The 20123-nt window shown below is 73.6% G+C and carries 20 protein-coding genes, 1 tRNA gene and 1 pseudogene; 10 read left to right on the forward strand and 12 right to left on the reverse strand.

Going from position 1 to position 20123, the window contains the following annotated elements:
* Positions 1-8: 8 nt before the first annotated feature.
* Positions 9-782, reverse strand: coding sequence for a CPBP family intramembrane glutamic endopeptidase (locus FJK98_RS32200; RefSeq protein ID WP_145922360.1), 774 nt, complete (start codon positions 780-782; stop codon positions 9-11).
* Between the two features lie 145 nt (positions 783-927).
* On the opposite strand from FJK98_RS32200, the gene FJK98_RS32205 reads away from it, so the two are divergent.
* Positions 928-2046: a globin domain-containing protein gene (locus FJK98_RS32205; protein WP_145922361.1), complete on the forward strand. Its 1119-nt coding sequence runs from the start codon at positions 928-930 to the stop codon at positions 2044-2046.
* A 105-nt stretch (positions 2047-2151) separates the two neighbouring features.
* On the opposite strand, the gene FJK98_RS32210 is transcribed toward FJK98_RS32205, so the two are convergent.
* Positions 2152-3651 carry a peptide deformylase gene (locus FJK98_RS32210; protein WP_145922362.1) on the reverse strand — a complete coding sequence of 500 codons (1500 nt, stop codon included), beginning with the start codon at positions 3649-3651 and terminating at the stop codon, positions 2152-2154.
* Positions 3652-4003: 352 nt separating this feature from the next.
* On the opposite strand from FJK98_RS32210, the gene FJK98_RS32215 reads away from it, so the two are divergent.
* Positions 4004-4783 carry a hypothetical protein gene (locus FJK98_RS32215; protein WP_145923117.1) on the forward strand — a complete coding sequence of 260 codons (780 nt, stop codon included), beginning with the start codon at positions 4004-4006 and terminating at the stop codon, positions 4781-4783.
* A 39-nt stretch (positions 4784-4822) separates the two neighbouring features.
* Here the strand turns inward: FJK98_RS32215 and FJK98_RS32220 are convergent, their stop codons facing one another.
* Positions 4823-6544, reverse strand: coding sequence for a hypothetical protein (locus tag FJK98_RS32220; RefSeq protein WP_145922363.1), 1722 nt, complete (start codon positions 6542-6544; stop codon positions 4823-4825).
* Between the two features lie 385 nt (positions 6545-6929).
* On the opposite strand from FJK98_RS32220, the gene FJK98_RS32225 reads away from it, so the two are divergent.
* Complete coding sequence (locus FJK98_RS32225) at positions 6930-7640, forward strand: class I SAM-dependent methyltransferase (protein WP_145922364.1); 711 nt, start codon at positions 6930-6932, stop codon at positions 7638-7640.
* Between the two features lie 51 nt (positions 7641-7691).
* Here FJK98_RS32225 and FJK98_RS32230 read toward each other — a convergent pair whose 3' ends face one another.
* Positions 7692-8225 (reverse strand): YbhB/YbcL family Raf kinase inhibitor-like protein, encoded by a 534-nt coding sequence (locus tag FJK98_RS32230; RefSeq protein ID WP_145922365.1) that lies wholly within the window; start codon positions 8223-8225, stop codon positions 7692-7694.
* 132 nt (positions 8226-8357) lie between these two features.
* Between FJK98_RS32230 and FJK98_RS32235 the strand changes: the two genes are divergently transcribed.
* Complete coding sequence (locus tag FJK98_RS32235) at positions 8358-8738, forward strand: nuclear transport factor 2 family protein (protein ID WP_145922366.1); 381 nt, start codon at positions 8358-8360, stop codon at positions 8736-8738.
* Between the two features lie 110 nt (positions 8739-8848).
* Here the strand turns inward: FJK98_RS32235 and FJK98_RS32240 are convergent.
* A pseudogene (locus FJK98_RS32240) lies at positions 8849-9070 on the reverse strand (hypothetical protein); the annotation flags it as partial.
* 524 nt (positions 9071-9594) lie between these two features.
* Between FJK98_RS32240 and FJK98_RS32245 the strand changes: the two are divergent.
* Together FJK98_RS32245 and FJK98_RS33475 are read left to right on the forward strand one after the other, a co-directional pair.
* Complete coding sequence (locus FJK98_RS32245; protein ID WP_145922367.1) at positions 9595-9837, forward strand: winged helix-turn-helix domain-containing protein; 243 nt, start codon at positions 9595-9597, stop codon at positions 9835-9837.
* Between the two features lie 13 nt (positions 9838-9850).
* Positions 9851-10000 carry a hypothetical protein gene (locus FJK98_RS33475; RefSeq protein ID WP_168222355.1) on the forward strand — a complete coding sequence of 50 codons (150 nt, stop codon included), beginning with the start codon at positions 9851-9853 and terminating at the stop codon, positions 9998-10000.
* Positions 10001-10067: 67 nt separating this feature from the next.
* Here FJK98_RS33475 and FJK98_RS32250 read toward each other — a convergent pair.
* Positions 10068-10154 (reverse strand) — tRNA-Ser (locus FJK98_RS32250).
* Positions 10155-10449: 295 nt separating this feature from the next.
* Between FJK98_RS32250 and FJK98_RS32255 the strand changes: the two genes are divergently transcribed.
* Positions 10450-11427, forward strand: coding sequence for an NAD(P)H-quinone oxidoreductase (locus tag FJK98_RS32255; RefSeq protein WP_145922368.1), 978 nt, complete (start codon positions 10450-10452; stop codon positions 11425-11427).
* Between the two features lie 43 nt (positions 11428-11470).
* Here the strand turns inward: FJK98_RS32255 and soxR are convergent, their stop codons facing one another.
* On the reverse strand, positions 11471-11932 hold the full coding sequence (soxR, locus tag FJK98_RS32260; RefSeq protein ID WP_145923118.1) for a redox-sensitive transcriptional activator SoxR: 462 nt from the start codon (positions 11930-11932) through the stop codon (positions 11471-11473).
* Between the two features lie 45 nt (positions 11933-11977).
* Between soxR and FJK98_RS32265 the strand changes: the two genes are divergently transcribed.
* Complete coding sequence (locus FJK98_RS32265; RefSeq protein ID WP_145922369.1) at positions 11978-12700, forward strand: transketolase; 723 nt, start codon at positions 11978-11980, stop codon at positions 12698-12700.
* 2 nt (positions 12701-12702) lie between these two features.
* Positions 12703-13587 (forward strand): transketolase family protein, encoded by an 885-nt coding sequence (locus FJK98_RS32270; RefSeq protein WP_145923119.1) that lies wholly within the window; start codon positions 12703-12705, stop codon positions 13585-13587.
* A gap of 24 nt (positions 13588-13611) precedes the next feature.
* Here FJK98_RS32270 and FJK98_RS32275 read toward each other — a convergent pair whose 3' ends face one another.
* Entirely contained in the window at positions 13612-14316 is a 705-nt protein-coding gene (locus FJK98_RS32275) for a glycosyltransferase family 2 protein (RefSeq protein ID WP_145922370.1), read from the reverse strand.
* Positions 14317-14472: 156 nt separating this feature from the next.
* Between FJK98_RS32275 and FJK98_RS32280 the strand changes: the two genes are divergently transcribed.
* On the forward strand, positions 14473-16659 hold the full coding sequence (locus tag FJK98_RS32280) for a phospholipid carrier-dependent glycosyltransferase (protein WP_168222595.1): 2187 nt from the start codon (positions 14473-14475) through the stop codon (positions 16657-16659).
* A 66-nt stretch (positions 16660-16725) separates the two neighbouring features.
* Here the strand turns inward: FJK98_RS32280 and FJK98_RS32285 are convergent, their stop codons facing one another.
* The 4 genes from FJK98_RS32285 to FJK98_RS32300 all read right to left on the reverse strand — a co-directional run bounded on the left by FJK98_RS32285 (position 16726) and on the right by FJK98_RS32300 (position 20122).
* The gene (locus tag FJK98_RS32285; protein WP_145922371.1) at positions 16726-17319 is read right to left on the reverse strand and encodes a hypothetical protein; all 594 of its coding nucleotides are present in this window, start codon (positions 17317-17319) and stop codon (positions 16726-16728) included.
* Between the two features lie 55 nt (positions 17320-17374).
* Positions 17375-18814 carry a cell wall metabolism sensor histidine kinase WalK gene (locus FJK98_RS32290; RefSeq protein WP_145922372.1) on the reverse strand — a complete coding sequence of 480 codons (1440 nt, stop codon included), beginning with the start codon at positions 18812-18814 and terminating at the stop codon, positions 17375-17377.
* Complete coding sequence (locus FJK98_RS32295) at positions 18807-19502, reverse strand: response regulator transcription factor (RefSeq protein WP_145922373.1); 696 nt, start codon at positions 19500-19502, stop codon at positions 18807-18809. Before FJK98_RS32295 ends, FJK98_RS32290 begins: the two co-directional genes overlap by 8 nt.
* A 107-nt stretch (positions 19503-19609) precedes the next feature.
* Positions 19610-20122: a hypothetical protein gene (locus FJK98_RS32300; RefSeq protein WP_145922374.1), complete on the reverse strand. Its 513-nt coding sequence runs from the start codon at positions 20120-20122 to the stop codon at positions 19610-19612.
* Between the last annotated feature and the right edge of the window lies 1 nt (position 20123).

The raw sequence follows: 20123 nt of genomic DNA on the forward strand, positions 1-20123 counted from the left end.
AGCGGCGGTCAGAGCCAGTCGAACCAGTCCCTGGGCAACAGCGAGTACCCGACGAAGGCGACCACGTCGAGCAGGGTGTGCGCCACGATCAGCGGCATCACCCGCCGGGTACGCAGGTAGAACAGGCTGAACACGACGCCCATCACGGCGTTGCCGACGAACGCGCCGAAGCCCTGGTAGAGGTGGTAGGAGCCGCGCAGGACCGCGCTGGTCGCGATGACCGCGCCGAGCCGCCACTGGAGTTGGCGCAGCCGGGTGACCAGGTAGCCGACCACGATCACCTCTTCCAGCACGGCGTTCTGCACGGCGGCGAGGACCAGCACCGGCACCGCCCACCACAGCGGCGGCAGGCCGGCGGGGACCAGGGTGGCGTTGATGCCGAGTTGCGCCGCCGCCCAGAACAGGGCCAGGCCGGGCAGGCCGATCAGCGCGGCCAGCCCGGCGCCCCGGGCGAGGTCCGACCCGGGCCGCCGCAGGTCCGCCCCGAGGGTCCGCGCCGGGTCGCCGGGGTCACGCGCCAGCAGGTGTACGGCGAGCAGCACCGGCAGCAGCGCGAAGACGATGCCGAGCAGCTGGTACGTCAGGTCGAGCCAGGGTCGGGCGGACCGTGAGGTGTTGAGCGAGGCGGTCTGCTGGGACAGCGGCCCGTCGGCGGTCAGTTTCGCGGCCAGCGACACCACGGCGTAGACGGCCGACTGCCCGAGTGACAGGCCGAGGACCAGCAGGGTCTCGGTGCCGAGGACCCGCCGGGACACCGGGTGGGTGTGCTGCTCAACGGTCACCGCACCACTCTGCCCGACGGGGTGGCCCGATCGCACCGGCCGGTGGGCCCAGATGAGCCGATCGCACATTCTGTGCGACCGGTGCATACGCTCCGTGGACATTCTATCGGGGCCCGATCCGCCGTCAGGAGGAGGACCGCCCCCCGTGGACAACTTCGCTCGGCTGCTGAAGGAGAGTTGGACCCTGGTCGAGGAGGACCGGGGCCGGCTGAGCGGTCGCTTCTACGCCCGGCTGTTCCTGCTCGATCCGGAGCTGCGCCGGCTGTTCCCGGTGGAGATGACGGGCCAGGGCGACCGGATCCTGGACGCGATCGTCACCGCCACCCAGGTGATGGACGACCCGGAGAGCTTCGACGAGTACCTGCGCTCGCTGGGGCGGGACCACCGCAAGTACCACGTCGACGCCGCGCACTACGCGACGATGGGGGTGGCGCTGCTCGACGCGCTGCGTACCACCGCCGGTGACGGCTGGAACCTGGAGTACGACCAGGCGTGGCGGGACGCGTACGCGGCGATCACGGCGACGATGCTGGCCGGGGCGGAGTCGGACGAGAACCCGCCGTACTGGCACGCGGAGGTGCTCACCCACGAGCGGTACGGCAGCGACACCGCCGTGCTGACCGTCCGCGCCCTCCAGCATCCGCTGGTGTGGAAGGCCGGCCAGTACGTCAGCGTCGAGGTGCCCCGGCACCTGCCCCGGGTGTGGCGCACGTACTCGGTGGCGAACGCGCCGAACGACGACAACGTGCTGGAGTTCCACGTGCGTACGCCGGTCGGCGCGGGCTGGGTCTCGGGGGCGTTGGTGCGCCGGACCAAACCGGGTGACCTGCTGCGGGTGGCCGCCCCGATGGGGTCGATGACGGTGGACCGCGATTCCGGGCGGGACATCCTCTGCGTGGCCGGCGGGGTGGGCCTGGCCCCGGTGAAGGCGATGGTGGAGGAACTGGCCGGCTGGAACCGGGCCCGCTGGGTGCACGTCTTCTACGGCGCCCGGCACGCCGACGAGCTGTACGGCCTGGCCGGGCTGGAGGAGCTGGTCGCCGCCCACCCCTGGTTGTCGGTGACCCCGTCGTGCAGCGACGACCCGGAGTTCGACGGCGAGCGGGGGGACGTCCCCGACGTGGTGGCCCGGTACGGCCCGTGGACGTCGCACGACTGTTACGTCTCCGGTTCCGCCGCGATGGTCCGGGCGACGTTGCGGGCTCTCGCCGAGGACGAGGTCCCGCCGCAGCACATCCGGTACGACACGTTCGGCAACCTGTAGAGCTTTACTCCCCCCGAACCGGGGCGCGTGCCCCCGCCCCCTGGGGCACGCGCCCCGGTCCCCTCCGTGCCCACCCGGATCGGCGTCCGGCGGGTCGAGCCGCGTTCAGACGTTGCTCTCGCGGTACTCCTCGACGGGGACCAGCGGCACGCCGGGGGCCATCCGGTCGGTCCAGGCCCGGCCGTCGAGGTGGTCGATCTCGTGGGCGACCAGCCGGGCCATCCCGTACGCGAACGAGGTGATCATCCGGCTGCCGTCGGCGCGGGCGTGTTCGACCTCGATGCGCAGCGGCCGGGCCACCAGGCCACGGTGGTCGGCGGCGGCGAGGCAGCCCTCGTACTGTTCGACGGTTTCCGGGCTCTCCCCGACCACCCGGGGGTTGACCAGGACGACCGGCGGGGCGGACCGGTCGGCGGGGCGGACCACGGCGACCGCGACGTCCAGGCCGATCTGCGGCGCGGCGAGACCGGTGCCGGCGCTGAGCGGGTGCACCTCCTCGGCCCGGGTCAGCAGGTCGGTGAGGCGGTCGGCCACTTCGCGGGCGGCGGCGGCCTCCCGGGGCAGGTGCAGGGGGCGGGCGGGTCGGCCGGGTGGGGTGGCCTCGGGGGGCAGCACGCCGAGGGCGCGCATCCGGTCGGCCGGGCGGGTCGGCACGGGGGGCGTCTCGACGGCTTCCTGCCGGAACCGCCACTGGAGGCGGAAGCGGGTGTTGAGCGGCGGGTCGTCGGTGGACCAGTCGAAGACCACCCGGTCCCCCCGGTCGTGGCGGCGTACCGGGGTGCGCAGCGGCCCCTCGTCGGCGGAGAGGGAGGTCTCCACCCCCCACACCCGGGGGTCGAGGGCCGCCGGGAGGTCCAGTCGTACGGCCAGGTGCCGGGTGGGCAGGCGGACGGCCCGTTGGAACCAGGGGCCCCACTTGACCCGGCCGACCCGGTAGGCGTACTCGACCTCGGCGCGTTCGCCAGGGTGCAGCGGGAACCGCCCCTCGGCGTTCTCGAACAGCAGCCAGATCTCCTTGTACGCGTCCCGGTCGTGGCGGACCCGCCAGTGCATCGGTTCGCGGGCGCCGTCGTCGTGGTGGACGGCCCGGAAGCGCAGCTCGGCGAAGGTGAGGGGGTGTTCGCGGTGGTGCCGGTTGGAGCGTCCGGGGTCGTCGGGCCACCTGTCGACGGCGACCCGGACGAGGTACCGGGTGACCGGTTCGGTGCCGGCGTTGTGCAGCCGACGGCGGATCACGCACCGGTAGGTGCCGTCGACCAGGGTGAGGGTGGCGGTCTCCCGTTCGACGACGAGCCCGGTGCCCGGGGGGAGCCACCGGCCGGGGGGTGCGGGTTCGCGGGGGCCGGGGGTGGCCCGGGTCTGCCGGAGCTGGTCGTACTCGCGGAACCGTTGCCAGATGACGCCCCCGGCGTCGAGGACGGCTTCGGCGCGGCGGGCGAAGTCCTCGGTGGGCCGGTGTCGCCGTCCCTCGACGTGGCTCACGTACGACGGGTCGAAGCCCATCATCGTGGCGAGTTGCTTCTTGGTCAGCCCTCGCCCCGTCCGGTGCCGGGCGAGTTCCGCCGCGAACGAATCGGCGGCCCGCTCCAGGGGAGAGGTCGTCATCAGCTTCCTCACGCAGCGCAGCCGGGATGACAAGTCTTCACGTTCTTCCCGCCGCCCTGCACCGAACTGGCACGTTGCCGACATATGCCTTGACATCGCCCGCGTTTTCCCCGCGTTCGGCCGGGTAGAGCCGAGTCGGGCCGATCCGCACCGACGGGACGGACATGGTGATCCCGGCCTCCCGATCCGCCTGCACAGAGGCTTCCCTCGGAGCCCCAGGCATGGTTAGGCTAGCCTTAGCTTCGCGGACGAAGATTCACGGACGACCCCTCCGGCACCGGAGTGGCCGAGGAGACCGCCACCACCCGTGGCGGGCCGAGCGGGACGGGAGGGGGTCCGGATGACGGCGGTGATGCCCGGCCAGGATCTCGCCGGCCGACTCGCCCCGGTCACCGCCACCCTGCGCGCCATGTTCGGCACCGATGCGCTGCCCGGTCTCGCGCCCGGCCTGGTGGTCACCGACGAGATCGGCTGGAGCCCGGCCACCACCCTCGTCGACGGCACCCGGATGCCCGAGTTCCTGCGCGCCGCCGCCCGCCGCTGGGGTGGCACCCCGCACGCCTGCGCCGCGCTGGCCTGGAAGTCCTACAGCTACTGGACGGCGCTGCCGGTGGTGCTCGGCTGGGCCTCGGCCCGCCGGGTGCCGCTGCTCGACCCGGCCGACGTGCTGATCCACTTCGAGGACCACCGGCAACTGCTCACCATGGGCCTGCGCCGCTCGACGACCGTCGCGGTGCTGCCCGGTGACCCGCTCGCCCTCACCGGCCAGCCCGGCGTCCGGGTCGCCGCCGACGAGGCCGAGCTGCTCGGTCTCCTGCGTGCCTCGCTGCTCGACGCCCACCTCGCCCCGATGGTCACCGCGATCCAGGCGGAGGTACGGGTGGGTGCGCGTACCCTGCTCGGCTCGGTGGCCTCGGGGATCGCGCACGGCATCCTGCGCGCGACGGACGCCCTGCCCGGCCCGTCGGTGACCACCATCGACACCCTGCTCGGCACCCTCGGGCTGGCCGACCTGGTCGAACTGGTCCCCGGCCGCAGCGGCGAGCCGACCGTGCAGCGGCGCACCTGCTGCCTGGCGTTCACCCTGCCCAGCCCGAAGGTCTGCCAGGGCTGCTGCGTCCGCACGGCCTGACCCGGCGCCCCGGCGGGCTCACCCGCTATCCCGGCGGGCTCATCCGGTGAGCGGCCGGACGTCCCACCGCCACACCCCGCCGGTCCGGACGGGGGTGATGCCGGTCAGCGCGGTCATCGCCCGGCGCAACGCGTCGGCGTGCGGGTGCGGGCCGAGGATCACCATGCCGGCCCGCCAGTAGCGCAGGTCGGTGACGGCGGCCCGCCGGTCGGCGGCGGTGATCGGCGGTACGGTGCCGGTCCGCGCGATCCCGCCGAAGAAGTTGCTGGTCCGCCGGTAGGGGGCGGTGAACAGGGCGGCGTCCGGTTCGGGCGACCACGGCCGGGTGTCGGGGGCCAGGAAGTAACCCCGGGCCAGCGGCATCTCCAGCCCGGTCCGGGCCGACCAGCGCAGCGGGTCGGCGTAGGTGTTGTCGGGCGGCGGCAGGGTCACCACGCTGCGCCCTCCCGCCACGTACGGCCGCCAACCGCCGCTGGTGACGAACTGCGGCACCGGGTCGAGCCGGGTCGCCGGCAGCGGGGTCGGCAGCAGCGGCACCAGGGCCATCAGCAGGACGGTCACCGTGGCGAAGCGGATCTGCCGGCGGGCGGCCGGATGCCGGCGGGCGAGGTCGCGGGCCCGCTGGGTGCCGAGGGCCAGCAGCACCCCGACGATCGGGGTGATCGCCAGCGACCAGCGGGTGGGCACCACGGAGTGCAGCAGCGGCAGGTCCTCCAGCAACGCCCAGGGGGCGGGGACGCCGGTGTCGCGCCCGTTGAGTTGCACCTCCCGACCCAGGGACAGGACGGCGAAGAGCAGACCGAGGACGGCCAGGCCGACCACCAGCGCGCTGCGCCGCAGCCACCAGACCAGGGCGACCGTGAGCACGGCCAGCGGCCAGCCGAAGAAGGCGTTCTCCTCGGTGGGATTGCGGGCCAGCGGGCCGGCGGAGCGGGCGTCCCCGGCCAGCGACTCCCGGGACCAGCCGACGAACGCGCCGAGGTCGGTGCGGTAGCCCCGGATCAGCCGGGACAGCCCGTGGTAGGAGCCCGGCCCGAACAGCTGCACGTACAGCGGGTAGGCGAGCAGCACGGCGGACAGCAGCGCCGCCACGCCGAGCCCGGCGACGAACGGTCGGGTCGCCGCGCGCAGCGGCGGTCGGCCGATGGCGAGGGCGCCGATCACCACCGCCAGGCCGATCGCGGTCATCAGCAGGATCTCCAGGTTGAGGAAGGCCTGCCAGACGATCAGCAGACCGAGCAGGAGCCCGTTGCGCAGCCACCGGCCCGGCTCGGCCAGCCGCAGGGTGCGCCAGATGATCAGTGGGACGACGAACTGGGAGACGATGTTCGGGTGGGCGTTGGCGTGCGACACCATCGCCGGGGCGTACGCGCAGAAGGCCGCGCCGAGCCAGGCCGGCCCCCGGGAGCGGGTGACCACCCGGGACAGGAAGAAGTACCAGGCGGTGCCGGTGGCCGCCATTCCCAGGGTGAGAAAGACAAGAAATGACCAGTGCGGCCCGAAGAGGACAGTGACCGGGGTCATCGGGATTGAGACGGATAATACCGAGGTATTCGCCATCAGGTTGACGCCGTCGGGCACGTTCATCCGGTCCGAACCGAACGGATAGCTCCATTCCGTGACCACTCGCGCGCCGTGCGCCATCATCCACTCGAACTGCGCCTGGTCCGACCGGTTGTCGCGTACCCCGGCCGCCGGGTCGCGCCAGAACCGGGCGGTCACCCAGAACGCCAGCAGGAGGTAGCTGACCACGGCCGACACGTCCCACCGCCACCCGGCGGCCGACGGCCGAGCCGGCGCCGACGGACCGGCGCGCGGCGAACGGCCTGCCGGGAGCACCCGCCGCCAGCGTCGCCGGACGACCCGTCGGGCCGGTGTCGGTCCGGCGTCCCCGACGTCGGATCGACCGGTCCCGCGCTCCGATTCGGGAGTAGTCATAACAATTCAGAGCGTAGTTGGCCTATGGCGGTCACGTGACATGTTTCGGGTACTGCCGTACTATGTGCCGGGTTCGCCGACCGCCGATCACGTGCCCTCCCCCGACCACATTTCGGCCCTCACAGTGCCCCGTTTCCTCCGCCCCTGACGCGGATGATTCACTCTGTCGGTCCAGGCGCGGGTCAGTCATATCGTGAGGAATCGACGCATGGCAGAAATCACTGGGGATCAGCGCGTCCAGTCAGAGGTGCTGGAGGGCCTGGCCACCGCGGTCAACCACCGTCGGTGGTTCGTCGAACTGGCGGTGCCCCACCTCGGTGACGACCCGATCGAGATCGGCAGTGGCCTGGGCGACTACGCCCTGGAGTGGGCGCGGCACGTGCCCCGGTTCACCGCCACCGAGGCCGACCCGGACCGGCTGATCCTGCTCAAGGAGCGGCTGGTCGACGAGCCGACCATCGAGGTCCGCGAAATGCTGCTGCCGCACCCGGGCGGCGGCGACTACAGCGCGGCCGTCTCGTACAACGTGCTGGAGCACATCGAGGACCACGTGGGCGCGCTGCGCAGCATGCGCGACCTGGTCCGGCCCGGCGGCGCGGTGATCATCATCGTGCCGGCGTTCCAGTTCGCGATGGGCCCCGCCGACATCGCCACCGGTCACGTGCGCCGCTACACCAAGAAGACCCTCGGCGACGCGATGACCGCGGCCGGGCTGCGGGTCGAGACGATGCACTACGCCAACGCCCTCGGCCTGATCGGCTACTTCATGGCCACCAAGGTCTTCCGGCTGATGCCGAAGGAGGGGCCGATGGTCAAGGTGTACGACACCCTCGTCCTGCCCGCCACCAAGGCTGCCGAGCAGCTCGTCCGGCCGCCGTTCGGCCAGTCCGTCTTCGCCGTCGCCCGGGTGCCCGGCTGACCGGACCGCGCGCCCGCCGGTCCCGCGCACGCGGGACCGGCGGACCACCGGTCACTCCTTGATCTGGTACGTCGGGCGGATGACCGCCCGCGCCAGGGTGTGGAACGCCAGGTTGAAGCCGACGTACGCGGGGCTGGCGTCCGGCCCGACGGCGAGCGTGTCGACGTCGACCGCGTGCACGGCGAAGACGTACCGGTGCGGGCGGTCACCCGGAGGTGGGGCGGCACCGCCGTAGCCGGTGTCGCCGTAGTCGTTACGGACGCTGAACGCGCCGCCCAGGTCCGCCTCCCGTACGCCGGTCGGCAGGCTGGTCGTCGCGGCGGGCACGTCGACCAGCACCCAGTGCCAGAAGCCGCTGCCGGTGGGGGCGTCCGGGTCGAAGCAGGTCACCACGAAACTCTTCGTCCCGGCCGGGAAGCCCGACCAGGCCAGGTGCGGGGAGACGTTCTCGCCACCGGTGCTGCCGTGCGCGTACCGGGCGTCCATCGGCTCGCCGTTGTGCACGTCGTCACTGGTCAGGTCGAACGCCGAGACGGTCGGCAGCAGCTCGTACGGGTCCGGGGCGATCGGTCGTTCCAGGGTCATCGGGAAGGTCCTTCCGGTGTACGCGATGTTCTCCGCCCTTCTTACCCCGCCGGGCCCGGACAACGAACCGGAAGCACCGCGCACCGTCGGGCCGCCAGAATGAGGGGACGCGGCGGACGACCGGGAGGGCACATGCAGGACACCGAACGTGAGGCGGAACTGTTGGAGGCGGAGCGCCGTCTCCAGGCCGCCCAGCGGGCCGGCGACGTGGCCGCGCTCGACGCCCTGCTCGACGACCGCCTGATCGCCGTCGGGCCGGACGGTCGCACCTTCGGCAAGGAGGACGACCTGTCCGCCCACCGCAGCGGCACCTCGGTGCTCGACGAACTGGTGGAGGAGGAACTGGAGCTGGTCGTGGCCGGCACCACCGGGGTGACGTTCTTCCGGGGGCGGGTCAGCGGCACCTTCGCGGGCGAGCCGTTCGCGGCGCGGTTGCGCTACACCCGCACCTGGGCCTACGACGACGGGTACGGCTGGCGCATCCTCGCCGCCCACCTCAGCCCCGTCCCCTGACCCGGCTGTCCGGGCTGCTCGCTGGCCGACGCAGGGCGGCTGTCACCGGTCAGGACTCCGTCGGGGCGGCGACGCGCACCCGGGGATCGCCGCTGTTCAGGCCGGCCGACGGGTTGCCTGCTCTCCAGCTTCGCGGGCTGCACGAAGATCGACCGACGAGCGACCGCGTCGCCTCTGGCGTCCAGTTGGTAGACGTCCAACCAGCACCACCCGTCGTAGGTGATCCAGTCGAGCACCCGGATGACCCGGCACGAGATCGGCTTGACGAACTGCACGCTCGCGGCGCGGGTGACGTAGACCAGGTCGCCGGCCTCCGGCAGCGGCGCCTTCATCGATGGCCCCGGATGTGACGTAGCCTGCGCCACGCCCTGATCCGGGCACGGGCGGCCTCGACCAGCGGGCAGAAGCCACCCTCGGCGCATCTGCCGCACCGGCTGTGGCGGTGGTGCTCCAGGCAGTCCCACGCCGACCGGACCAGGAGCGGCACTCCGCTGCGCGCATCCACCGCGCCCCGGCGGACAACCCTCAGCCGGCAGGGGCAGTCAGCACGGGCGGCGCGCGGATAGGGCTGTGGTGGCGTGCTCCGGACCCGAGCCCACGCGCCGGCCTGATTCGGATAGGCGGTGGCCGGACCAGTGCGATCCAACGGCGGGGAGGCACCCGGACGACCAGCCAGCCGGCGCAGGGCATGCATCACCAATGAGCGCAGCATTAGCGTCCGGTCCTTCCTCCAACGTTTACGACCCAACCAAACGGTAATGCAACTGGTTCGATAAGTATAGGAGGTTCAGCTTGTATAGTAGGTGTAGTACCTACCTGACGATCCGGGCTTCCTGGTCGTCCGTAGGTTGACGTCATGGTCGACCAGTTCTCGCCGACACCCCTCTACGTGCAGCTCGCCGACCTGATCACCAAGCGCATCGAGTCGGGCGAGTTGCAGCCGCTCAAGCCGCTACCGAGCGAGCTGCGGCTACAGCAGGAGTACGGGGTAGCGCGCGGCACGGTCCGCGCGGCGATCGCCCTGCTACGGAAGCGCGGACTGGTCATGACCATGCCCCAGCGCGGCACCTACGTCACCGAGAGCCGCACTAAGACGTAGGCCCCGGCCAGGCGTGGGACGCCAGAAGGAGATCATCATCGGGCCGGAGGATGGCCTCATCAGCCCGGCCGTGGTCGCCGAACGGATTGAACTGGTCACCGTTCACCATCTGGTGATGAAACGGCTCCGGGACTGGATCGCGAGATACCTGCCGGCGACATGACCTGCCGTCAGCCTCTGGAGCGGGGACAGGCCCGGACGGCGGGGCTGTTGGTGGACCCACTGACCGGCGGAGGGTGTGGGATTCGAACCCACGAAGACATCGCTGCCTTACCGGTTTTCAAGACCAGCGCCATCGGCCACTAGGCGAACCCTCCCGAACCGCCACCCGGGGGTGCGCGGCCCGTGCCTAGTCTGCCACGAACCGCGTCCGGACGAGCCGGCCCATCGCCGTCGGGCGCGGTTCGGCGTACCGGAAGGGGGTCCTTGATCCCTGGCATGACCAGCATGACCTCACCCGGACGGTCCACTGTGGCCGAAATTCCGGCCGTCGTGGGCGAGTGGTGGACCGCCCGGGACGACGGCCGGTGGATATTGCCGGCCGGACCTGCCCGCATGGCGCTTGTCGTCGGACGGGCGTGGTTCGTGGCCCGGATCGGGTAAGACTGGGCCATGCACGCGATCACGATCCCGAAACCCGGTGGACCCGACGCGCTCGTCTGGGCGGAGGTGCCCGACCCGGAGCCCGGCGCGGGTGAGGTGGTCGTCGAGGTGACCGCCAGCGCGGTCAACCGGGCCGACCTGCTCCAGCGGCAGGGGCAGTATCCGCCGCCGCCGGGCGCGCCCGCGTACCCCGGGTTGGAGTGTTCGGGGGTGATCGGCGCGGTCGGCGCGGGGGTGACCGGGTGGGCGGTGGGTCAGCCGGTGTGCGCGCTGCTGGCCGGCGGCGGGTACGCCGAGCGGGTGGCCGTGCCGGCCGGGCAGCTGCTGCCGGTGCCGGCCGGTGTCGACCCGGTCGACGCCGCCGCGCTGCCCGAGGTGGCCTGTACGGTCTGGTCGAACCTGGTCCGGGTGGCCCACCTGGGCCGGGGCGAGACGCTGCTGGTGCACGGCGGCGGCAGCGGCATCGGCACGTTCGCGGTGCAGTTCGGCGCGGCGCTGGGCGCGACGGTGGTGGCGACCGCCCGGTCGGCCAAGCACGACCGGCTGCGCGAGCTGGGGGCCGTGCACACCGTCGACTACCGCGAGCAGGATTTCGTGGCGGAGGTCCGGCGGGTCACCGACGGGCGGGGGGCGGACGTGATCCTCGACATCATGGGCGCGTCCTACCTGGCCCGGAACGTGGCGGCGCTGGCCGACGGCGGCCGGCTGGTGGTGATCGGCATGCAGGGCGGCCGGAAGGCGGAGCTGGACCTGGGCGCGCTGCTGGCGAAGCGGGCCTCGGTGGCGGCGACCGCGCTACGGTCCCGTCCGCTGGCCGACAAGGCGGACATCGTGCGGGGCGTACGGGAGCAGGTGTGGCCCCTGGTCGAGGCGGGCGCGGTCCGGCCGATCGTGGACCGGCGGCTACCGATGCGCGACGCCGCGCAGGCACACCGGCTGGTCGAGTCGAGCCACCACGTGGGCAAGGTGCTGCTCACGACCGCGTGACGATCCGCCGGGCCACGAGCTGGTACCGCCCGACCGGGAACGCTCAGGCCGGCGGACGCGGGCCGTCCCGGCGGGGCAGCACCAGGCGGGCACCGGGGCCTTCGCCGGCCAGCGTGTCGCCCGGGTTGTAGAGGGTGCAGCGCTGCAACGAGAGGCAGCCGCAGCCGATGCAGCCGTCGAGGTCGTCGCGGAGCTTGCCGAGCAGCTTGATCCGTTCGTCCAGCCGTTCCCGCCAGGTGCGGGAGAGGGCGGCCCAGTCGTCGGGGCTGGGGGCGCGGGACGAGGGCAGCGAGTCCAGCGCGGCACGGATCTCGTCCAGCGAGATGCCGACCTGCTGGGAGATCCGGATGAACGCCACCCGGCGTAGCTCGGTGCGGGCGTAGCGGCGCTGGTTGCCGCCGGTGCGCTCGGCGTGGATCAGCCCGAGGCGTTCGTAGTAGCGCAGCGCCGACTGGGCTACCCCGCTGCGCGCGGAGAGCTGACCGATGGTGAGTGACTCGTGCATCACTGCCCTTGAGTTGAAGTTAACTTCAAGTAGCACGCTAGCCACATGACCACACCGACCGCAACCCGCCCGCCGGGCCGCGTCCTGCCCGCCCCCGTCGTCGGGCCGCTGGAGCGCATCCGCGCCGGTAGCACCTACGACGCCAACGTGTACTCCACCGTCGACGTGCACTGGGTGCTCTACGACCGGGTCCTGCGGGTCACCCCGGCCACCGTCGACGACCCGGACCGGGACCGTTTCCTGCTCTCCAAGGGGCACGCCGTGGCCGGCTACTACGCCGTACTCGCCGCGAAGGGGTTCATCCCCGTCGACTGGCTCGACGACGCGGGCGGGCCCGACAGCCGCCTCGGCGGCCATCCCGACCGCACCCTCGTCCCCGGGGTCGAGATCGGCTCCGGCTCCCTCGGCCACGGCCTCGGGCTGGGCGTGGGCACCGCGCTCGGCCTGCGTGCCCAGGGCCGCGCCACCCCCCGGGTGTACGTCCTGCTCGGCGACGCCGAACTCGACGAGGGCTCCAACCACGAGGCGATCGCGTACGCCGGTGCGACCGGCCTGGCCGGGCTCACCGCGATCGTGGTCGACAACGCGTCGGCCAGTCACGGCTGGCCGGGCGGGGTGGCCAGCCGGTTCACCGTCAACGGCTGGACCGCCGCCACCGTCGACGGGCACGACCACGACGCCCTGCACGCCGCCCTCACCCGCCACGACGGCCACCGCCCCCACGTCGTCGTCGCGGTCGACGGACCGACCCCGGGGAGCGAAAAATGACCATGCGGGACACCTTCGTCGCCAGCGCCACCGGGTTCCTCGCCGACCCCCGGACCACGATCGTGCTGGCCGACATCTCCGCCGACGCCTTCACCGAGGCGGGCCGACGGTATCCGGACCGGGTGGTCAACGTGGGCATCCGGGAACAGTTGATGATCGGGGTGGCCGGTGGGCTCGCCCTCACCGGGCAGCGCCCGATCGTGCACAGCTACGCCCCGTTCCTCGTCGAGCGGGCGTACGAGCAGATCAAGCTGGACCTCGACCACCAGGGCGTCGGCGCGGTGCTGGTCAGCATCGGCGCGTCGTACGACCGGGCGGAGGCCGGACGGACCCACCTCGCCCCGGCCGACGTCGCCCTGATCGACACCCTCGACGGCTGGACCGTGCACGTGCCCGGCCACCCCGACGAGGTGCCCGACCTGCTCCGCGAGGCGGTCTGCGGGCAGCACTCGACCTACCTGCGGCTGTCGCTGCGCAGCAACGCGCGGGCGTACCCGAAGGCGGGTGGGTTGCAGGTGGTACGCGACGCCGGGGCGGACGCGGCGCTGCTGGTGGCGGTCGGTCCGGTGCTCGACGCCGCGCTCGCGGCGGTGGCCGGCCTGCCGGTGACAGTGGCCTACACGCACCGGCCCCGGCCGTTCGACGTGAGCGGGCTGCGGGCGTTGGCCGGCGGCGAGGTGATCGTGGTGGAGCCCTACCTGGCCGGCACCTCGACACGGGTGGTGGCCGAGGCGCTGGCCGACCGGCCGCACCGGCTGCTCAGCCTCGGCGTTGGTCGGGCGGAACTGCGGCGCTACGGCACGGCCGAGGACCACGACCGGTGGCACGGCCTCGACCCGGCCGGGCTGCGCCGGGCGATCGACGGGTTCCTGACCCCGGCGGGATGACCGAGGGCGAACCGGGAGGGCGGGTCAGCGGGGCGTGCGGTCGGGCCGGGGGCGGGTCCGCTCCCGGCCGAGGATCCAGATCGCCTCGACCCCGTCCCTCCAGGTGATCTTCTTGCCCTCCTCGCGCCCGCGCGCCCGGTAGCTGATCGGCACCTCGTACGGGCGGATGCGCCGACGCAGCAGCTTGCCGGTCACCTCCGCCTCCATCCCGAAACCCCGGGACCGGATGCCCAACGACCGGTACAGCGCGACCGGCATCAGCTTGAAACACGTCTCCAGGTCGCCGATGTAGGAGTTGAACAGCACGTTCGCCGCCATCGTGACGCCCTTGTTGCCCATCACGTACCAGAAGCTGTAGGCGCTGTGGCTGCCGAAGGTGCGGTTGCCGTAGACCACGGTGGCCCGCCCGTCGAGCACCGGGGCGAGCAGCCGGGGAATGTCCTGCGGGTCGTACTCCAGGTCGGCGTCGAGGATGACCATGTACTCACCCTCGGCGCTGGCCACGGCCGTCTTGATGGCCGCGCCCTTGCCCGCGTTGCGGGGGTGGGTGATCACCCGCAGCCGCGAGTCGTCCGCCCGGCCGAGGATCTCCCCGGTGCCGTCCCGGCTGCCGTCGTCCACCACGACCAGCTCGATCTCGCAGGGATAATCGACCGCCAATGCCTGCTTGAGGGCATCCGCGATGCGTTCTTCCTCGTTGTAGACCGGCATGAGGATCGAGAGCTTCACGGGAATCTCCACGGTGGCGACAGTGAGTCGGGCCTAGCCTAGCCTGGCAGGTCAGCCGCGCGAGGGTCGCCACCGCAGCGGCGGGGTGCCCGTCCAGCCGTCGCCACCGCACGGCCGGCACCCGGTCATTCAGGAGGATGGTGTTTACTTCCGCCCATGTCGGCAGCCGGCTGGATGCTCGTGGCGGCCCCCGTCGCGGCGCTCGTGCTACTCACCGCCCTCCTGCGCCCCCGGGCCGCCGGGGTGGTCGCCCCGCACCGCCTCGGCGTGGTCCGGGCCGCCCTGCTGACCGGCGTCTTCGCCGTGCTGACCGTGGAGGTGCTGGGCGCCCTCGACGCGCTCACCCTGCCCGCCTTCGCCCTGGCCTGGCTGCTCTTCGTCGCCGGGGTCGCGGTGGCGGCCGGCCGGCGACGCGACCCCGCCGCACCCCCGGCCGCCGTCGCAGGCAGCCGGCGGGCGGTGCTGGTCGGCGCGGCCGTGGGCGGCCCGCCGGCGGACCACCCGACCGCCGGCGCGGCCGGGCCGCGGCCGCCGGCCGACGCTGCGGCGCCCCCGGCCACCGTCCGGGGCGGCGTCGCGGCGCTGCTGACCGGCTGGGCGGACCGGCTCACCCACCTCCGGCGTACGGCGACCCGGGGCGAACGGCTGCTCGCCGGCACCGTGCTCGCGGTGGTGCTGATCGAGCTGGTGGTGGCGCTGCTGGCCGAGCCGAACAACTTCGACTCGCAGACCTACCACCTGCCGAAGGTGGAGCACTGGGTGGCCCAGGGCAGCCTGGAGTTCTGGCCCACCGCCATCCACCGGCAGGTGACCATCCCGCCCGGCGCGGAATACCTGCTGCTGCACCTGCGCCTGTTCACCGGCGGGGACGCCCTGCACAACCTGGTGCAGTGGGCCGCCGGGATCGGTTGCCTGCTCGCGGCCACCCGGATCACCGCCCAGCTCGGCGGTGGCCGGCGGGCCCAGCTCGTCACCGCGTTCCTGCTCGCCACCACGCCGATGGTGGCCCTCCAGGCGACCAGCACCCAGACCGACCTGGTCGCCGCCGCCTGGGCCGCCTGCGCCGCCACCCTGGTGCTGGACGGTCTGCGCCGCCGGGCCGGCCTGACCGACGCGCTGGCGCTCGGCGCGGCCACCGGCCTGACCGCGCTGACCAAGACCAGCGGGCTGATCGCCGTCGGGCCGCTGCTGCTGCTCTGGGGCCTGGCCCAGCTCCGCCTGGCCCGCCGCCCCGCAGAGGGCGTCGCCGACCGGGCGACGCCGACCGGGGCCCGGCAGGTGGCCCGGACGGTGGGCGGTTCACTGCTGGTGCTGCTGGTCGCGGCGACGGTGGTGGGGCCGTTCCTGGCCCGGGAGACGGCCGAGTTCGGCCACCCGTTGGGGCCGCCCCGACTGCGGGAGTCCATCCCGATGGAACGGCACGACCCGGCCGCCGTGCTGGTCAACGCGCTGCGGATCGGGCACACCGCGTTCGACACCCCGCTGGCCCCGCTGCGCGCCGGCACCGCCTCGGCCATCATGGACGGCTCCCGGGCGATCGGCGTCGACCCGCAGGACCGGGCCATCACGTTCGGCCGGGAGGTCTTCCCGGTGCCCGCCTGGTATCCCGACGAGGACCGGGTGGCCTTCCCGCTGGTCGGGGCGCTGGCGCTGATCGGGGCGGTCGTCGCGCTGACCCGGCCCCGCCGGGTCGTCCCCGGTCGGTCGGGGATGCTGCGGGCGTACGCGGGGGTGGTGGTGGGCGCGGTGGTCCTGCACACCGCGATGATCAAGTGGCAGCCGTGGGGGAACCGGCTGCTGCTGTACGCGCTGGTGCTGGCCGTACCCCTGGCGGGGCTCTGGGTCGACGCGGTGCTGCGGCGGCGGGCCGGGGCGGGCCGCCGGTCGGTGGCCGCCGGGTTGGTGGTGACCGTGCTGGCCACCTCCGCGCTGGCCGGCGTGCTGGCCCTGTCCTACGGCTTCCCCCGCCGGCTGGTCGGCGCGGGTTCGGTCTTCACCACCACCGAGTGGGACACCCGGTTCCTGCGCCGGCCGCAGTGGGCCGACGAGTTCCGCTGGGCCGCCTCGGCGGTACGGGCCAGCGACGCCCGACGGATCGGCCTGGTGCAGCAGAACGACAACTGGGAGTACCCCTGGTGGCTGCTGCTGCGCGACGACGACGGCCGGTCGCCCGACCTGGTGGCGTTGCAGTCGGTGCTGCCGGACCGGCCGCCGGCCGACCCCACCTCGGTCGACGCGATCGTCTGCACCGGCCCCCGCACGGAGTGCGCCCGGCTCGTTCCGGCGGGCTGGACGATCGAGTACCGCGACCACGTCGGCTACGCGCTGCCCCCGACCCGCTGAGCCACGGGCAACACACGTCGGGGCCGGCGTGGTGGTCCACGCCGGCCCCGACCGGTCCCCCACGGGTCACTTCTGCTTGATCGGCACCACGATCAGCCGGGCGACGCTGGCGTCCCCGTCCCTGGCCCCGGCCACGTTGACCTTGGTGCCCACCTTCACGTCGCTGGCCTTGACGGTGGTCCGCCGCTCGACCACCCGGAGCTGGTCGCCCAGCTTCCAGGTCAGGGTGAAGCCGTCGGTGGACTTCACCGTCGCCGAGTCCCCGTCGATCGCGGTCACCTCGCCGCGCTGCACGACGACGGTCTTCGTGCCGTCCTTGGTCTGCACCACCGCCTCGCCGTGCAGGCCGTTGCGGCCCAGCTGCACCCGGGCCTGCCGGCGCTGCCGCAGCTCCTGCGCCCGCTCGCCACGCTTGCCCTTCGCCCCGGCCTGCGGGGACGGCGTGGTCGACGCGGCGGGCGCGGCGAGCAGGTCCAACTCGGCCGGGTCGAGGCCCCACGCGGCCAGCGCCAACCCCTCGACGCCCAGCGCGGCGGCCACGTCGACCGTGGCGGCCTTCGTGCCGTCCTGCGCGACCTGGGCCGTTCCGCAGCCGGCGACGCCGAACGTGAGCGCCGCGAGCAGCGAGGTGGCGGTGACGGCGATTCCCCGATGTGCCATGACTGTCCTCTCGTCCGTGATGCCACCAGCGTCGCGGCACGGGATGGGCGCGGGGTCAGGCCGATGTTCGGGTCAGGTAAGGATGGGCGGGCAGCCGGACGGTGAACGCCGCGCCCCCCTCGGCGGCGTGCCCGGCGACGATATCCCCGCCGAGCCGGCGGACCAGCCCCGCGGCCAGCGCCAGCCCCAACCCGCTGCCCACCTTCCGGAGCCCCCGGTAGCGCTGGTGCAGCGCCCCCCGCTCGAAGGCCACCGCCAGGTCGTCGTCGGTGAAACCGGGTCCGCCGTCGCGGACCTCGACCAACCCACCGGCGGTCGGGCCGGCACCGGTCGGTCGGACCGCGAGCACCACCGGCGCCCCCGGCGGTACGACCCGCAGCGCGTTCTCCAGCAGCCCGTCCACCACCTGCCTGATCCGCCCCGGATCGGTGTACGCGGGCACCGCCGCGCCCGGCGTCTCCAGCCGGAACGGCACACCGACCACCGCACACCGCTCCGACCAGGTGCGTTCGGCGTCGGCGGCCAGCCGGGTGAGGTCCACCGGCACCGGTTCCAGCGGGAAGTCCACCGCCTCCAGCCGGGCCAGCGCCAACAGGTCGGCGACCAGCCGGTCCAGGTGCTGCGCCTCGGCGAGCATGGTCCGGCCGGTCGCGGTGGCCTCGTCCGCGCCGATCACCCCGTCGGCGAGCGCCTCCGCCCACCCCCGGATCGCGGTCAACGGGGTCCGCAGCTCGTGCGAGACGGAGAGCAGGAACTCCCGCTGCCGGCCCTCGCTGGTGGCCAGCGCGGCGGCCAACCCGTTCAACGCGTACGCCAGGTCGGCGACCTCGTCGGGCGGTTCGACGGGCACCCGGACGGCCCGGTCACCGGCGCGCAGCCGGGCGGCGGCGGTGGCGGCGTGCCGGATCGGCCGGGCCAGTCGACGGGCGAGCAGCAGCCCGGCCGCCGCCCCTGCGGTGAGCCCGGCCAGCAGCGGCAGCCACAGCGCGCGCAGCACCTGCCGCCACGGTCCCTGCGGGGTGCCCCGGGTCAGCACCACCCCCTCGCCGCCGGGCAGCGCCCGTCCCTCGACGAGGGTCCGTTGGCCGTTGACGAACCGGCGGCCGGAGACGTCCCGGCCGGCGGAGATCCGGTTCACCACCTGCCGGGGCAGGCCGGGGCGGTCGGCCAGCCCGCCCTGGACGACGTACACCTCGATCTGCTGGTCCTTGAGCTGGCGGATCAGCCGGTCGCCGGCCGCGTCGCGCTGGCGGCTGGGGCGGACCCGGAGCACGTCGGCGGCGAGCCGGGCCTGCGCGGCTAGCGCCTCCTGGTCGCGGCGCTCCACCCCGCGTACCGCCAGGGGGACCGCGACCAGGGCGGTGACCAGCACCGACACCAGCGCCACCGCGCAGCTGACCAGCACCGCGCGGGCGGTCAGCGTGTGCAGGGACCGGCGGCGGCGCGGGGCGACGCCCCGGCGGGGAGCGGCCGACGGGGTGGGAGGTTCAGCCATTGGCGGCGTACCCGACGCCCCGGTGGGTGCGGATCACGCTGGCCGCGCCGAGCTTGGCCCGGACCTGGGCGACGTGCACGTCGACGGTACGGGTGCCGGCGTGCGCCGCGTACCCCCAGACCCCGGCCAGCAGTTCCTCCCGGGTGAAGACCCGGCCGGGACGGGCCATCAGGTGGGCGAGCAGGTCGAACTCGGTGGAGGTGAGCTGGACGGGGGTGCCGGCCGCGAGCACCGTACGCCGGGCCGGGTCGAGGGTGACCGGGCCGACGGTGCGGGGCCGGTCCGCGCCGTCGGGGGCACCTACGGTCCGCCGCAGCACCGCCCGGACCCGGGCCACCAGTTCCCGGGGGCTGAACGGTTTGGTGACGTAGTCGTCGGCGCCCAACTCCAGGCCGACGATCCGGTCGACCTCGTCGTCGCGGGCGGTGAGGAAGATGACCGGGGTCCAGTCGCCGGACTCGCGCAGCCGCCGGCAGACCTCGGTGCCGGCCAGGCCCGGCAGGGTGATGTCGAGTACGCAGGCCACCGGGCGCAGCCGGCGGGCGGCGGCCAGTCCGGCCGTGCCGTCCCGTTCCAGGTGTACGCCGAACCCGTCCCGGCCCAGGTAGAGCCGGACCAGGTCGGCGATGGCCGGCTCGTCCTCCACGACGAGGACGAGCCCACGTGGTGCGGTGGCATCGACGGTCACCGGCCCATGATGACCGACCCGGGCTCGGGCGGTGCGGACGGCCGTGTTCGGGTCAGGTAAGGAACCGGTCGGCGGGCCGGCAGCGGACGTGGGGACGCGGCGGACGGTCAGCGGGCCGGCAGCGGGCGCAGCAGCGGGGCCGGCGCGACGGTCGGGGTGTCACCGATGGTGGCGACGACCCGTTCCTCGGGCCGGCGCAGCCGGGTCCGGAACGCGTGGTGCAGCAGCGTGTCGAGCTGCCACACCTGCTTCGGGTGCTGGGTGCGGATGACGAACCGCTCCCGTACCCCGTCGATCGCGGTGGCGGCCAGCTCGACGGCCTGCGCGCGCGGGTCGGGGCTCCAGGTGACGTTGCTCAGCTCCCGCAGCTCGGTGTTGAGGTGCAGGCGCAGCCGGTGCAGCACCCGGGTCTGCCGGGTCACCACCAGCCGGCGGTGGGTGAGCAGCAGGAGGTAGTCGCCGTCGACCGGGCGGTCGGGGCGGGCGCACCGGGCGACCAGGATGGTGGCGTCCCCCGACCCGACGCACTGGCGGAAGACCGGCATGTGCCGGCTCACCGTCTGGACCGCCAGCCCGGTCTCGGCGGCGGCCGGGAGGAAGGTGCGCGAGAAGACGTCCATA

The sequence above is a fragment of the Micromonospora sp. HM134 genome (assembly GCF_007833915.1).
In the GTDB taxonomy this organism is placed as follows: Bacteria; Actinomycetota; Actinomycetes; order Mycobacteriales; family Micromonosporaceae; genus Micromonospora; species Micromonospora wenchangensis.

Coding starts and splice junctions, on each gene's coding strand:
- FJK98_RS32210 (WP_145922362.1), bottom strand. CDS start 3,651: ATGACGACCTCTCCCCTGGAGCGGGCCGCCGATTCGTTCGCGGCGGAA.
- FJK98_RS32290 (WP_145922372.1), bottom strand. CDS start 18,814: ATGGCTGAACCTCCCACCCCGTCGGCCGCTCCCCGCCGGGGCGTCGCC.
- FJK98_RS32225 (WP_145922364.1), top strand. CDS start 6,930: ATGGCAGAAATCACTGGGGATCAGCGCGTCCAGTCAGAGGTGCTGGAG.
- FJK98_RS32215 (WP_145923117.1), top strand. CDS start 4,004: ATGCCCGGCCAGGATCTCGCCGGCCGACTCGCCCCGGTCACCGCCACC.
- soxR (WP_145923118.1), bottom strand. CDS start 11,932: ATGCACGAGTCACTCACCATCGGTCAGCTCTCCGCGCGCAGCGGGGTA.
- FJK98_RS32255 (WP_145922368.1), top strand. CDS start 10,450: ATGCACGCGATCACGATCCCGAAACCCGGTGGACCCGACGCGCTCGTC.
- FJK98_RS32245 (WP_145922367.1), top strand. CDS start 9,595: ATGGTCGACCAGTTCTCGCCGACACCCCTCTACGTGCAGCTCGCCGAC.
- FJK98_RS32270 (WP_145923119.1), top strand. CDS start 12,703: ATGCGGGACACCTTCGTCGCCAGCGCCACCGGGTTCCTCGCCGACCCC.
- FJK98_RS32285 (WP_145922371.1), bottom strand. CDS start 17,319: ATGGCACATCGGGGAATCGCCGTCACCGCCACCTCGCTGCTCGCGGCG.
- FJK98_RS32235 (WP_145922366.1), top strand. CDS start 8,358: ATGCAGGACACCGAACGTGAGGCGGAACTGTTGGAGGCGGAGCGCCGT.
- FJK98_RS32265 (WP_145922369.1), top strand. CDS start 11,978: ATGACCACACCGACCGCAACCCGCCCGCCGGGCCGCGTCCTGCCCGCC.
- FJK98_RS32230 (WP_145922365.1), bottom strand. CDS start 8,225: ATGACCCTGGAACGACCGATCGCCCCGGACCCGTACGAGCTGCTGCCG.
- FJK98_RS32280 (WP_168222595.1), top strand. CDS start 14,473: ATGTCGGCAGCCGGCTGGATGCTCGTGGCGGCCCCCGTCGCGGCGCTC.
- FJK98_RS32300 (WP_145922374.1), bottom strand. CDS start 20,122: ATGGACGTCTTCTCGCGCACCTTCCTCCCGGCCGCCGCCGAGACCGGG.